Origin of the sequence: Rhodopseudomonas sp. BAL398, assembly GCF_033001325.1 — a bacterium.
Lineage (GTDB): Bacteria > Pseudomonadota > Alphaproteobacteria > Rhizobiales > Xanthobacteraceae > JARJEH01.
The window spans coordinates 4,411,024-4,424,363 of the sequence record NZ_CP133111.1 but is presented as its reverse complement, the minus strand read 5'-3'; the positions used below and the strand labels follow the sequence as shown (position 1 = coordinate 4,424,363).

Below are 13,340 nucleotides of genomic sequence, written 5' to 3'. Positions count from 1 at the left end.
CGACGCGCAATCATCGCGTCGTTTGCACTGCACCAACGAATTAGCAAAACGCCCGGCGAAAGCCGGGCGTTTTTGTCTTGATGTTCGTCACGCGGCCAGATTAATTCGAAGCTATAAGAAAAGCCGAACACGATCAGCAGGCACGCTCCTCATCGCAAGAGGAGGACGGTATTGCGATAATCGCGTTCACGATTTTGGAATGCCGCATGATCTGACCCGTCACCGCTCACGCTCAGGTGAATCATGCGCAAGGGGAGGGAGTAAGCATGGCGCGTGTTGCATTGGTGACCGGAGGAACGCGGGGAATCGGCGCGGGGATCAGCAAAGCATTAAAGGCGGCGGGCTATCAGGTCGCCGCGTCCTATGCGGGCAATGACAGCGCCGCGGACGCCTTCAAATCCGAGACGGGTATCCCGGTGTACAAATGGGATGTGAGTTCGTTTGATGCCTGCGCCGAAGGCGTCAAGAAGGTCGAGGCCGAGCTGGGGCCGATCGACATCCTGGTCAACAATGCCGGCATCACCCGCGACGGCGCCTTTCACAAGATGACGCTCGAGCAATGGAACGCGGTGATCAACACCAATCTCGGCTCGCTGTTCAACATGACCCGTCAGGTCATTGAAGGCATGCGCGCGCGCAAATTCGGGCGCGTCATCAACATCTCCTCGGTCAACGGCCAGAAGGGCCAGTTCGGCCAGGTCAATTATTCGGCGGCCAAGGCCGGCGACATCGGCTTCACCAAGGCGCTGGCGCTGGAGAATGCGCGCGGCGGCATTACCGTCAACGTGATCTGCCCCGGCTATATCAATACCGAGATGGTGCAGGCCGTACCCAAGGAGGTTCTCGACAAGGCCATCCTGCCGTTGATCCCGGCCAACCGGCTCGGCGAGCCCGACGAGATCGCCCGCGCCGTGGTCTTCCTCGCCGCCGATGAATCCGGTTTCGTCACCGGCTCGACGCTGTCGATCAATGGCGGCCAGTATATGATCTGATCGGATGATCCGATCGTCCATCTGTTACATACCGATGGTCTTCATAGACTTTCGTTTTGAAGGTTGGTGAGTCCGGTTGCTCCCCGGCCTTGGGTGCAGACCAGGATGGGCAAATCGCACTTCGCGGCGCGCGAGCCGCGGAGGCATCTGAGCCCCAGCGGCATCTGAGCCCCAGAGACATGTGCGCCCCAGAGGCATGGAATTCGGACATGGATCCACAGCTTCGGTTTCGGGCTTGGATTTCGGGCTTGGGTTTCGGGAGTGGATGTCGGGCTTGATCGCAGCTAAAGCTGGACCGCCGCGGAGTGAGCCGTCCGCGATTCGGCATCGCCCCATCATCCAAACTGCCATTCAAGACTGAAATTATGACGCCGCGCACCGCGACCCTGATCGGCCTGACCGCAATCCTGATGTGGTCGCTGCTATCGGTGCTGACGGTGGCGACCGGCACGGTACCGGCGTTCCAGCTGACGGCGATGACCTTCGCGATTGGCGCGCTGGCGGCGTCGGCGAGCTGGATCGCGCGGCCCGGCGCGTTCGGCGCGTTGCGGCAGTCGCCGCTGGCCTGGGCGGTCGGCGTCGGCGGCTTGTTCGGCTATCACGCGCTGTATTTCCTGGCGCTGCGCTTCGCGCCGCCGGCCGAAGCCGGATTGCTGAACTATCTGTGGCCGCTGCTGATCGTGCTGTTCTCCTCGCTGCTGCCGGGCGAGCGACTGCTGCCGCATCACATCGTCGGCGCGCTGCTTGGGCTCGCCGGCACCGTGCTGCTGTTCGCCGGTAATACCTCCGGTTTCGAGCCGGCCTATGTGCCGGGCCTCGTGGCGGCGATCGCGGCGGCGTTCGTGTGGGCCAGCTATTCGGTGATGTCGCGCCGGCTGCGCGCGGTCCCGACCGACGCCGTGGCCGGCTTCTGCATGGCGACCGCCCTGCTCGCAGCGTTGATGCATCTGGCCTTCGAGACGACGGTATGGCCGCAGGGCACCAGCCAGTGGCTGGCGATCACCGCACTCGGCATCGGCCCGCTCGGCGCGGCGTTCTATGCCTGGGACATCGGGATGAAGCGCGGCGACATCCGGGTGCTGGGGGCCGCGTCCTATGCGACCCCCCTGCTGTCGACCGGATTTCTGATCGCGGCGGGCTATGCCAGGCCGAGCCCGACGCTGGCTTTCGCGGCGGCGCTGATCGCCGGCGGCGGATTGATCGCCGCACGCGACATGTTTCGCAAGCGCCGCTGAGAGCGCCGCGTTACTGCTCAAGCACCATCTGGCCGTTGGCAAATTCGAACCGCTTCAGCCGCGACAGGAACGACAGCCCGAGCAGGTTCTCCGACAGCGACTCGTCAGGCAGCACCATGGCCTCGACGTCGCGCACGATCAGCCCGCCGACATCGACCATCGCCAGCCTGGTCCGCGCCGCCTTGACGGTCCCGTTGGCGGTGGAGACGGTGGCGGTGTAGTCGGAGCGGCGCGGCCGCAACCCGAACCGCGCCGCCGAACTCTCATTCAGCGCGATCACCGAGGCGCCGGTGTCGACCATGAAGGCGATGCGCTGGCCCTCGATGCGGCCGTCGGTCTGGAAATGGCCGCGGGCGTCGCGCGCAATGCTGACATTGCGGACGCCGGCCTGCTGCGGCGCGTCGACGGCGCCGGTCCCGGTCACCATTGAGCGGGCCTGCGCCGGCGTCATCCGGTCGGCGATCTGCGCCATCACGGTGCCGAGCACCACCATGATGGCGGCGAAAATCATGATCCCACGCATAGGCATACTCATCGACTGGTCGGTTCGAGCACGGCAATCAGACCACGCCGTGCTGCAAGCGGCGATGAATGCCCGCCGCCATGCCTGCTGTTTCGACCAATAGGGTGAGCGAAGCCTTAACGGCGGCTCCGCGATGTGCCTGGGCCTCAGGTTCCGCGCGGCTTGACCCGGCGGGTCGGCGGCGCATTGGCCGGGTCCTCCGGCCAGGGATGGCGCGGATAGCGTCCGCGCAGGTCGGAGCGCACCGCGGCGTAAGAGCCGCGCCAGAAACCCGGCAGGTCGCGCGTCACCTGCACCGGGCGATGCGCCGGCGACAGCAGTTCCAGCACCAGCGGCACCGCCCCCTTGGCCACCGAGGGATGCGTGGTGAGCCCGAACAATTCCTGCAGGCGCACCGCGATGGTCGGGCCCTGCTCGGCTTCATAGTCGATCGGCAGCGAGGTGCCGGTCGGCGCCTCGAAATGGGTCGGGGCCTCCTTGTCGAGCCGGGCGCGCAGCTCCCATGGCAGCAACCCGATCAGCGCGTCCGACAGATCGCCGGGGGAGACCTCCTTCAACGCGGTTTTGTCGAACAGTGCAGGCAGCAGCCAGGCCTCGCGATTCTCCGCCAATCCGGCGTCGGACAGATCCGGCCAAGAATGCGATGCCGCCTCGCCCTCGGCGGCGCGCAGGAACATCACCCGGCCGCGCCATTGGGCGAGCGACTTCGACCACGGCAACTTCTCGAGCCCGGCCGCGACCACGCCATCGGCGAAGATGCGCGCCGTCTCCGCCGACGGCTTCACCGCGAAGGGCGCTTCCGACAGCGTGATGGCGGCCAATGTGCGCTTGCGCCGGCCACGCAACGCCAGCGCGGCGCGGTCGAAAGAGATCTCGTCGAGGGCGGCGATCTGCGCAGCGAAGCGGGCCTCGATCTCGGTCAGCGCGATCGGCGCCGCCAGCAGGATGCGGCCCTGCGCCGCGGTGCCGGTCATCTCCGCCACCGCGATATAGGGCGCGCGCGCCAACGCCGAGGCCCGGTCGATCGCGGCCCCGCGGCCATTGGCCAGCACGAAACTGCCATTGCCGCGGTTCTTGGCGACCCGATCCGGAAACGCCAGCGCCAGCATTTCGCCGCTGCTCAACTCCCCTCCCCCTTGCGGGGAGGGGTCGGGGGTGGGGGTGCCACGAACCGAAGCCTTGGCTGTTGCCCCCCCACCCGACCGGCCTTCGGCCGGCCACCCTCCCCGCAAGGGGGAGGGAGAAGAGGCCACCTGCGAAGCCCAGCGCTGCGCCATCTGGCGGGCGCTGGTGGCGCGTGGCGTGCGGTCGCGGCGGAACTGCTCGAGCCTTGCGCCGAGATCGACGCTGTCGCCGCCGAGCCCGCGCTCGGTGAGAATCGCGGCGATCGCCGCGGCGGCGTCGCCGGCGCCGAGCCGGTGCGAATCGACGATCATCCGCGCCAATCGCGGCGGCAGCGCCAGCGCGCGCAGGCTCTTGCCTTCGTCGGTGATGCGGCCGTCGGCGTCGAGCGCGCCGAGTTCGCCGAGCAGGCTGCGCGCCTCTTTCAGCGCCGGCGCCGGCGGCGGATCGAGAAACGCCAGGGCGCCCGGGTCGGCAACGCCCCATTGCGCCAGATCAAGCAGCAGCGACGACAGATCGGCGCTGAGGATTTCCGGCTGGGTATAGGCCGGCAACGAGGCGGTCTGCGGCTCGTCCCACAGCCGGTAACAGACCCCCGGCTCGGTACGGCCGGCGCGGCCGCGGCGCTGATCGACCGCGGCGCGCGAGGCCCGCACCGTCTCCAGCCGGGTCAGCCCGATATCCGGCTCGTAGCGCGGCCCCCGCGCCATGCCGCAATCGACCACGATGCGCACGCCCTCGATGGTCAGCGAGGTCTCGGCGATCGAGGTCGCCAGCACCACCTTGCGCATCCCCTTCGGCGCCGGCTGAATCGCCCGGTCCTGCACCGCGGCGTCGAGCGCGCCGAACAGCGGCACGATCTCGATCGACGCATCGTGAATCCGCTCGGCGAGAAACGTCTGGGTGCGGCGGATTTCGGCGGCGCCCGGCAGGAACGCCAGCACCGAGCCCGGATTTTCGCGCAACGCCGACGCAATCGCCTCCGCCATCTGCCGCTCCAGCGGCGCGTCGGGCTTGCGGCCGAGATAGCGGGTCTCGACCGGAAAGGCCCGGCCGAGGCTTTCGATCACCGGCGCGTCGCCGAGCAGCCGCGCCACCCGGGCGCCGTCGATGGTCGCCGACATCACCAGGATGCGCAGATCCTCGCGCAGCCCCTGCTGGGCGTCGCGCGCCAGCGCCAGGCCGAGATCGGCGTCGAGCGAGCGCTCGTGGAATTCGTCGAACAGCACCGCGGCGATCCCGGTCAATTCCGGATCGTCCATGATCTGCCGGGTGAAGATGCCCTCGGTCACCACCTCGATCCGGGTTGCGCGCGAGATTTTCGAGCCGAAGCGGACGCGGTAGCCGACGGTGTCGCCGGCGCGCTCGCCCAGCGTCCTGGCCATCCGCTCGGCGCTGGCGCGGGCCGCGATCCGGCGCGGCTCCAGCATGATGATCTTCTTGGTGCCCAGCCATGGCGCATCGAGCAGCGCCAGCGGCACCCTTGTGGTCTTGCCGGCACCGGGCGGCGCGACCAGCACCGCGGCGTTCTGGTCGGCCAGCCTGCGCGACAGCTCGTCGAGCACGGCGTCGATCGGTAGGGGGGTGTCGAATGCGCGCAAAATTGGTCCCAGCCTGTCCACCAATGCGGCGTCATACGCGGGCTTGACCCGCGTATCCATCCTTCTTGGCAATTGATGGGTCACAGGATTCGGATCAGGCGCGGTGGGGCTGGAAATCCTTAACGCGCCTTAACCAAATGCTCATCGCGGCAATGTGAGCCGCCGCGCGTGGCACATTCCTTGATCGTTGAAACAAGATCGCAACTGTTCCACCGGATACTGCGCCGGGGCCGCGCCAAAGAGGGACAAAGATGACCGCAACCGGCACAGTAACCGCTCGCACCGGGTCGCCGGCGCGGGTCGACTGGGTGGATTACGCCAAGGGCATCTGCATCGTCATGGTGGTGATGATGCATTCGGTGCTGGGCGTCGAGGCCGCCGCCGGCCAGACCGGCTACATGCATCTGGTGGTCGCCTTCGCCAAGCCGTTCAGGATGCCGGATTTCTTCCTGATCTCCGGTCTGTTCCTGGCAGTGGTGATCGACCGCGACTGGCGCACTTATCTCGACCGCAAGGTGGTGCACTTCGCCTATTTCTATGTGCTGTGGGTGACGATCCAGTTCGGCTTCAAGGCGCCGGGCTTCGCCGCCGAGATGGGCTGGCTCGGCGTCGGAAAATTGTACCTGGTGTCCTTCATCGATCCGTTCGGCACGCTGTGGTTCATCTATCTGCTGCCGATCTTCTTCGTGGTCACCAAGGCGACGCGGCGCTGGCCGCCGCTGGCGATCTGGGCGGTCGCGGCCTTGCTGGAATCGCTGCATGTTTCGACCGGCTGGATGGTGCCGGACGAATTCGCCGCGCGCTTTGTGTATTTCTATTCCGGCTATCTGTTTGCGACCCAGGTGTTCGCGCTGTCGGATCGTGCCCGGGCGCGACCAGCTGTGGCGCTCGCCGGCCTGGCGCTGTGGGCGGCGCTCGATGCCGGGCTGGTCTATGCCGGCGTCAGCGAATGGCCGCTGATCTCGCTGGCGCTTGGCCTGTCCGGAGCCTGCGCCATCATCGTGACCGGCACGCTGCTGGCGCGCGCGCATTGGCTCAACGGGCTGCGGTTCTGCGGCGAGCATTCGATCGTGATCTATCTGGCGTTCTTCCTGCCGATGGCGATCACCCGAACGCTGTTGCTGAAATTCGCCGACTTCCTCGACATCGGCACGATCGCGCTGATCGTCACCATGGTCGGCGTTGTCGGCGCGCTGGCGATCTGGCGGCTGGCGCTGCGCACCGGCGCGACCTTCCTGTTCGAGCGGCCCGATGCCTTCTGGATCGCGCCGAAGCAGAAGCGCGGCGCGTTGCAGCCGGCGGAGTAGCCGGGCTTGCCGATGTCGCGGTCACGCCGGCATGCTATGATCTACCACGGCCATTAGCTTGGAGGATCGCCATGCAGGCGATGGTGCTCGAGGCGCCGGGCACGCCGCTGCGGCTGCGCCAGCGCGATGACCCGCGCCCCGGCGAGGGGCAGATCCGGGTCAAGGTCAGCGCCTGCGGCGTGTGCCGCACCGACCTGCATGTGCTCGACGGCGAATTGCCCGCCATCCCCTACCCGATCATTCCCGGCCACGAGATCGTCGGCCGCGTCGACCTGATCGGCGAGGGCGTCACCGACCACCGGGTCGGCGATCGCGTCGGGATTCCCTGGCTCGGCCATACTTGCGGGAGCTGCCGCTATTGTCGCGCCGGCATGGAGAACCTGTGCGACGCGCCACTGTTCACCGGCTATACGCGCGACGGCGGCTTCGCCAGCCACGCCATTGCCGACGCCCGCTATGCCTTTCCGCTCGGCGAATTGGGCGACGACGTCGCGGCGGCGCCGCTGCTGTGCGCCGGGCTGATCGGCTGGCGCTCGCTGGTGATGGCCGGCGATGCCGAGCGGCTCGGCCTCTATGGCTTCGGGGCGGCCGGTCATATCGTGGCGCAGGTGGCGCGCTGGCAGGGCCGCGCGGTCTACGCCTTCACCCGCAGCGGCGACGACGCCGCGCAGGATTTCGCCCGCAGCCTCGGCGCGGTCTGGGCCGGCCCATCGGACCAGCTGCCGGACGCGCCGCTCGACGCCGCGATCATCTATGCGGCGGCCGGCGAGCTGGTGCCCATGGCGCTGCGCGCGGTGCGCAAGGGCGGCCGCGTGGTCTGCGCCGGCATCCACATGAGCGACATCCCGTCCTTCCCCTACGACATCCTGTGGGGCGAGCGGCAACTGATCTCGGTCGCCAATCTGACGCGGCAAGATGGCGTGGATTTTCTGAAAGTCGCCGCCGAAGCCGGCATTCGTACCCAGACCACGGCGTTTCCGCTCAGTGAGGCCAATGAGGTGATCGCGAGGCTGCGCCGCGGCGAATTGCTCGGCGCCGCGGTGCTGGTGCCGTAGCCGATGTTGCGAGCGAAGCGAACAATCCGCAGCGCCAGTGCAGGCCGCCCCTGGATTGCTTCGTCGCTTCGCTCCTCGCAATGACGAGTAGGACCTCCCCGGCATGCCGGTGCCGCACCTCCCTCCGTCATTGCGAGCGGAGCGAAGCAATCCAGGGGCGGCATCACGTGCGGCTGCCGGATTCCTTCGTCGCTTCGCGCCTCGCAATGACGAATGCGCCCTCAGCGCCAGGCGTCGGCCTGCACCACCGAATCGTCGCGCCAGGCCTCGCGCGCGGCCTTGTGGGCGATCCAGTTCGGCAGGTAGGTCAGCGCCTCCTCGATGATGTGCGGCGTATGCAGGCCCGGCGAGACCTGCTTGGCGCGGTCGAAATATTCCTGCAGCGCCGGCTTGAATGTCGGATGCGCGCAATTGGCGATGATGACCTGGGCCCGCGCCTTCGGCGATAATCCACGCAGATCGGCCAGCCCCTGTTCGGTGACGATCACCTGGACGTCGTGTTCGGTGTGATCGACATGCGAGGCCATCGGCACAATGCAGGAGATCGCGCCGCCCTTGGCCACCGACGGCGTCATGAAGAACGACAGATAGGCATTGCGGGCGAAATCGCCGGAGCCGCCGATGCCGTTCATGATGCTGGTGCCCATGATGTGGGTCGAATTGACGTTGCCGTAAATGTCGGCCTCGATCAGCCCGTTCATCGCGATCACCCCGAGCCGGCGCACCACCTCTGGATGGTTGGAGATCTCCTGCGGCCGGAACACGATGCGCTCGCGATAGAATTCGATGTCGCGGATGAATTCGGCATGCGCCTCCGTGCTCAGCGACAGCGCGGTCGCCGAGGCGTGGGTCAGCTTGCCCTGGCGGATCAGCCGCAGCATGCCGTCCTGCAGCACCTCGGTATAGGCGGTCATATTCTCGAACGGGCCGGTCTCCAGCCCCGCCATCACCGCATTGGCGACATTGCCGACGCCGGATTGCAACGGCAACAGGCTCGGCGGCAGCCGGCCGACCTTCACCTCGTGCTGGAGAAATTCGAGAATATGGCCGGCGATCGCATTGGAGATCTCGTCGGGCGGAGAGAACGCCGAATTGCGATCCGGCACATCGGTCTCGACGATGGCGACGATCTTGTCGGGGTCGCAGCGGAAATATTTCTCGCCGATGCGGTCCGCGGTGGCGACGATCGGAATCGGCTTGCGATGCGGCGGCAGCTCGGTGCCGTAATAGATGTCGTGCATGCCCTCGAAGCGCATGTCCTGCCAGGAATTCACCTCCAGGATCACCTTGTCGGCACGATCGAGCCAGGTCTTGTTGTTGCCGATCGAGGATGACGGGATCAGGCTGCCGTCCTCGCGAATGCCGGCGACCTCGACCACCGCGATATCGAGCTTGCCGAGAAAGCCGAACCAGACGTGCTGGGCAACATGCGACAGATGGATATCGATATATTCCATCTTGCCGGCGTTGATACGTTCGCGGCAGGTCGGGTCGGATTGATAGGGCAGCCGCATTTCGATGCCATCGACCTTGGCCAAAGCGCCGTCGAGTTCGGGCGCCGTCGAGGCGCCGGTCCAGACCCCGACCTTGAATTTCTCGCCGCGGGCGTGATGGGCGTTGATGCGCTCGGCCAGCGCCTGCGGCAGCCGCTTCGGGTAACCGGAGCCGGTGAAGCCGCTCATGCCGACATTGGCGCCGGAGGGGATCAGGGCCGCGGCTTCGGCGGCCGTCATAATCTTGCTGCGAAGATGGGAAGCGAGAACGCGGGAGCTCATCACGGTCCTTTCTGTTGACGACCGCGCCCTGCGGGCGCGAACAGGCTGATCCATTGGGTGTAGTCGGTTGACCGGCGCAGGCCCATCCAACCATCGGCGAACAGGCGGCGGCAGGACTGTCGGACCGCGGCGGCGTCAGCGCCAGAACAAACTGCGCAGTGCCGGCGCCTGCGGTTCGCGCTTGCCATGACGCGCCGCCCTCGCCTAATGGGGCTCGCGCATGATCCGACTGCGTGTTCAAATTGTCTAGGGAGACAACGCAAATGCGCTTCGCGGCCATTTTGGTGATCTGCGGGATGTTGAGCGCGCTCGCCACACCGGCCTCGGCGCAGAAACCGTGTGGCGCCGACGCCAATTGTGCCAAGGTCGCGGACAAAGCGGCGGCCGAACAGGTGGTCCTGACCCCCACCGTGATCGAAATCGGCAAATGGGCGGAAGGCATCGCCTTTGACGGCAAATCATTATGGGCCGCCGAGAGCGGTCAGCGCAGCCTCGCCAGGATCGACCTTGCCGAAGGCCGCGTGGTCGAACACGTCAAGGTCGGCCGACTGCCGGTCGACCTCGCCGCGTCGGGCGACGGCGATGTCTACGCTTTGGTAGTCACCGACAAGCGGATCTGGCGGCAATCGGCCAATGGACGCCGCGGCACATTGACCAAACTGGCCGAATGCCCGCAAGCCATGATCGATGGCGGGCGCGCATTATGGGTGCTGACCCTGCCCAGCTGCAGTTCCGACTCCAGCCGTCTTATCCGGGTCGACCGCGGCGGCCGCCAGAACCAGACCGGGATCCTCGGCGAATGGGGTCAGGCGCTGACCGCGCATAGCAACCAGATCTGGGTCGCCCATGCGCGCGGTCCCGCGCTGACGGTAGTCGATCAGGACACGCTGGACGCCACATCGGTCAGGGTCGACGGCGCGTCGCTCTGGGCGATCTCGGGCAATTCCCGCAATATCTTCGCTGGCGGGCGCGTCGACGGCAGTACCGATGACGGTCTGGTGATCATGCTCGATCCGGACAGAAGGGGCGAACTGCACCGGGCGTCGGTGTCGCAGCTGGTCACGAAGATCATCAGCAATGACGATCATGTGGTGGCGCTGGGTGACAAGGGCACGATCTGGGTGTTTTCGGCCCGGAACCTGGCTCTGCAGCGGACCATCACCCTGAGCACCGGGAGCTTCGCACCGCGCGCGGCCATCTTCGCCAGGGGCGCACTGCTGATCTCGACCAGCAAATTCAGCGGCGAGGATGGCGCGGTGCTGGTGGTTGCAGATTGGCTTCCCGGCAGCGCCCCGGTCGTCGCCCCCCGGCAGCGGATTTCACCAAGTTTCGATTGCATAGCGGCCAATTCCGCCGCCGAACACACGATCTGCGCCAATAATCGGCTTGCCTCGCTGGATAAGGCGCTGAATGCCGGTTACGCCATCGCGCTCGGCAATATCACCTCACCGGCGGTCGGTGGCAGCGCGGCCGACCTCCGCGCCTTCAAGGACGAGCAGCGCGCCTGGCTGCGCAAGCGCGACGATTGCGGCCGCGACGAGGATTGCCTGTTTGCGGCCTATCAGAGCCGGCTGCGGGTGATCGAGACGATGAACCAGCCGGAATAGAGCGTTTTCGAGCAAAGTGGGTTCCGGTTCGCGTGAAGAAAACGCGTCAAAATAAGAATCTAGAGCTCCGGTTCTGATTCTATCAGAACCGGAATGGCTCCTAGAGCCCGGGCCGACGCGGGCCGCGGCGACCACAGTGCTGGCCAAATTGTCCCGTAGGCGATGGGCCGCGCGCCCCTGCGCAACCGGATGCGATCGATCAGGACCATTGGCGGACGTTTACGATATCAGCCTTCGTTCGGAACCCGATCCGTCCCTCCGTGCTACTCTTCACCCGGCGACGCCTTGCCGCACCCCTCGCGACCGGCCAGCTACCCCGCGCAAACCCGGCAAGCTATCCGCCGACCTGAATTCTTTTCGAAAGGATCCATCTTGCATCTGCTGACACGGGCAACAATTCGATCGATGATCATCGTGTGGGCGATGCTGGTGGCGACCGCGGCGTTTGCGCAGCTTCCGGTACCCAATGGCGCCAATACCAACGCAGCTGCGCCGGCCGCGCCTGCGGCCGATCCGCTCGGCCGCGAAACCCCGGCCGGAATGGTTGCGGGATTCCTGGGCGCGCTCGCCGAACACAATTACGAGCGCGCCGCCGAATATCTCGACCTCAGCAAGGAAAAGGACACCTGGGGGCCGAGTGCCGCACGACAGTTGCAGCGCGTCCTCGATCAGGGCGGATACATCATCTCCCGACTGGGTCTGAGTACCGCGCCTGCGGGCGATCAGGACGACGGCCTGATGCCGAATCAGGAAAAATTTGGCGCGATCCGGACCATTAACGGCAATGTCGACCTGTTGGCCGAGCGGGTCGAACGCGACAACGGAAAGATCTGGCTGGTGTCCGCCAAAACCGTGGCGGAGCTTCCGGAGCTCTCGCGCACGGTGATTTCCAGCCGCATCGACCGGATACTTCCGGACGTCCTGCGCGACAACCAGTTCGCAGGGGCGCCGATCGGTCATTGGCTGGCGATCGTCGTGCTCGCCATGCTGGCCTACGCACTGGTCTGGCTGGTGACCGGCGGAATCTGGCTGGCGGTGTTCCACTTCCACAACCGTTTCACCGACTCGCGGATCCGGCGCGTGCTGCTGGCGTCGGCGCGACCGATCCGGGTGCTGCTGACCACTTGGGCGCTGTGGCTCGCGACGGTTCTGCTCGGCGTTTCGATTATCGCGCGGCAACATCTGGCCAGCGCCACCGAATTGCTAGGCTGGATCGCGATCTCCTGGATCGTTTGGCGCGTCGTCGACGCCTTTGGCGAATTCGCCACCGACCGCATGACGCTGCGCGGCCGATTGTCGATGCTCTCGGCGGTGACCTTCATCAGGCGAAGCGTCAAATTCGCGATTTTCGCCTTCGCGGCGATCGCCGGCCTCGACGCGCTGGGGTTCAACGTCACCGCCGGCCTCGCCGCTCTCGGCATCGGCGGCCTGGCCATCGCTTTGGGCGCGCAGAAGACCATCGAACATCTGGTCGGCAGCCTGACCCTGGTGGCCGATCAGCCGATCCGCGTCGGCGATTTCTGCCGCTTCGGCGAGACCATCGGCACGGTCGAGGATATCGGCATGCGCTCGACCCGAATCCGGACGCTCGAGCGGACGCTGGTGACGGTGCCCAACGGCCAGCTGGCTTCGTTGCAGATCGAGAATTACAGCCGACGCGACAAGTTCTGGTTTCATCCGATTCTCGACCTGCGCTACGAAACCACCCCGGATCAGATGCGCAACGTTCTGGCCGCGATGCGAAAAATGCTGCTCGACCATCCGCGCGTCGACGACGATCCGGCGCGGGTTCGGCTGATTGGACTGGGTTCGATCTCGCTGCAGGTCGAGATCTTCGCCTATGTCCACGCCATCAATTACGACGATTTTCTCGAGGTCAAAGAGGATCTGATCCTGCGCCTGATGGAGCTGATCGAGGACGAAGGAACCGGCTTCGCCTTCCCGTCGCAAACCGTCTATGTCACGCGCGACAAGGGAATCGCGCTGCCGAAACCGGCCGCTTCGGCGGCCGACAACCAGCAAGGCGCCCCATCGCAACCGTCCACGGTGGCACAGAGCAGCTGAAGACCGACGCGGAATTGCCGTCCGGGCTCACACAGCCCGGATGCTGCGACGGGGCGGCC

General features: G+C 66.2%; 9 protein-coding genes. 6 read left to right on the top strand and 3 right to left on the bottom strand.

Annotation, left to right across the window (positions count from 1 at the left end):
- Nucleotides 1-266 precede the first annotated feature (266 nt).
- Nucleotides 267-992 carry an acetoacetyl-CoA reductase gene (phbB, locus tag RBJ75_RS20870; protein WP_044414665.1) on the top strand — a complete coding sequence of 242 codons (726 nt, stop codon included), beginning with the start codon at nt 267-269 and terminating at the stop codon, nt 990-992.
- A gap of 365 nt (nt 993-1,357) precedes the next feature.
- Nucleotides 1,358-2,227, top strand: coding sequence for a DMT family transporter (locus RBJ75_RS20865; protein WP_044414664.1), 870 nt, complete (start codon nt 1,358-1,360; stop codon nt 2,225-2,227).
- A gap of 10 nt (nt 2,228-2,237) precedes the next feature.
- Here the strand turns inward: RBJ75_RS20865 and RBJ75_RS20860 are convergent, their stop codons facing one another.
- The gene (locus RBJ75_RS20860) at nt 2,238-2,750 is read right to left on the bottom strand and encodes a TIGR02281 family clan AA aspartic protease (RefSeq protein ID WP_044414663.1); all 513 of its coding nucleotides are present in this window, start codon (nt 2,748-2,750) and stop codon (nt 2,238-2,240) included.
- 146 nt (nt 2,751-2,896) lie between these two features.
- Nucleotides 2,897-5,533 (bottom strand): ATP-dependent helicase HrpB, encoded by a 2,637-nt coding sequence (gene hrpB, locus RBJ75_RS20855; protein WP_317528529.1) that lies wholly within the window; start codon nt 5,531-5,533, stop codon nt 2,897-2,899.
- Between the two features lie 191 nt (nt 5,534-5,724).
- Between hrpB and RBJ75_RS20850 the strand changes: the two genes are divergently transcribed.
- Nucleotides 5,725-6,780: an acyltransferase family protein gene (locus tag RBJ75_RS20850; protein WP_044410351.1), complete on the top strand. Its 1,056-nt coding sequence runs from the start codon at nt 5,725-5,727 to the stop codon at nt 6,778-6,780.
- A 71-nt stretch (nt 6,781-6,851) separates the two neighbouring features.
- Nucleotides 6,852-7,835 (top strand): zinc-dependent alcohol dehydrogenase family protein, encoded by a 984-nt coding sequence (locus RBJ75_RS20845; protein ID WP_044410353.1) that lies wholly within the window; start codon nt 6,852-6,854, stop codon nt 7,833-7,835.
- Nucleotides 7,836-8,056: 221 nt separating this feature from the next.
- Here the strand turns inward: RBJ75_RS20845 and RBJ75_RS20840 are convergent, their stop codons facing one another.
- On the bottom strand, nt 8,057-9,568 hold the full coding sequence (locus RBJ75_RS20840; RefSeq protein ID WP_411194476.1) for an acetyl-CoA hydrolase/transferase family protein: 1,512 nt from the start codon (nt 9,566-9,568) through the stop codon (nt 8,057-8,059).
- Between the two features lie 305 nt (nt 9,569-9,873).
- On the opposite strand from RBJ75_RS20840, the gene RBJ75_RS20835 reads away from it, so the two are divergent.
- On the top strand, nt 9,874-11,217 hold the full coding sequence (locus RBJ75_RS20835) for a lysozyme inhibitor LprI family protein (RefSeq protein ID WP_052628908.1): 1,344 nt from the start codon (nt 9,874-9,876) through the stop codon (nt 11,215-11,217).
- Between the two features lie 405 nt (nt 11,218-11,622).
- Nucleotides 11,623-13,281: a mechanosensitive ion channel family protein gene (locus tag RBJ75_RS20830; protein WP_234707496.1), complete on the top strand. Its 1,659-nt coding sequence runs from the start codon at nt 11,623-11,625 to the stop codon at nt 13,279-13,281.
- The last annotated feature ends 59 nt before the right edge of the window (nt 13,282-13,340 follow it).

Coding starts and splice junctions, on each gene's coding strand:
- RBJ75_RS20845 (WP_044410353.1), top strand. CDS start 6,852: ATGCAGGCGATGGTGCTCGAGGCGCCGGGCACGCCGCTGCGGCTGCGC.
- RBJ75_RS20860 (WP_044414663.1), bottom strand. CDS start 2,750: ATGCGTGGGATCATGATTTTCGCCGCCATCATGGTGGTGCTCGGCACC.
- RBJ75_RS20830 (WP_234707496.1), top strand. CDS start 11,623: ATGATCATCGTGTGGGCGATGCTGGTGGCGACCGCGGCGTTTGCGCAG.
- RBJ75_RS20850 (WP_044410351.1), top strand. CDS start 5,725: ATGACCGCAACCGGCACAGTAACCGCTCGCACCGGGTCGCCGGCGCGG.
- hrpB (WP_317528529.1), bottom strand. CDS start 5,533: ATGGATACGCGGGTCAAGCCCGCGTATGACGCCGCATTGGTGGACAGG.
- RBJ75_RS20835 (WP_052628908.1), top strand. CDS start 9,874: ATGCGCTTCGCGGCCATTTTGGTGATCTGCGGGATGTTGAGCGCGCTC.
- RBJ75_RS20840 (WP_411194476.1), bottom strand. CDS start 9,568: ATGACGGCCGCCGAAGCCGCGGCCCTGATCCCCTCCGGCGCCAATGTC.
- RBJ75_RS20865 (WP_044414664.1), top strand. CDS start 1,358: ATGACGCCGCGCACCGCGACCCTGATCGGCCTGACCGCAATCCTGATG.
- phbB (WP_044414665.1), top strand. CDS start 267: ATGGCGCGTGTTGCATTGGTGACCGGAGGAACGCGGGGAATCGGCGCG.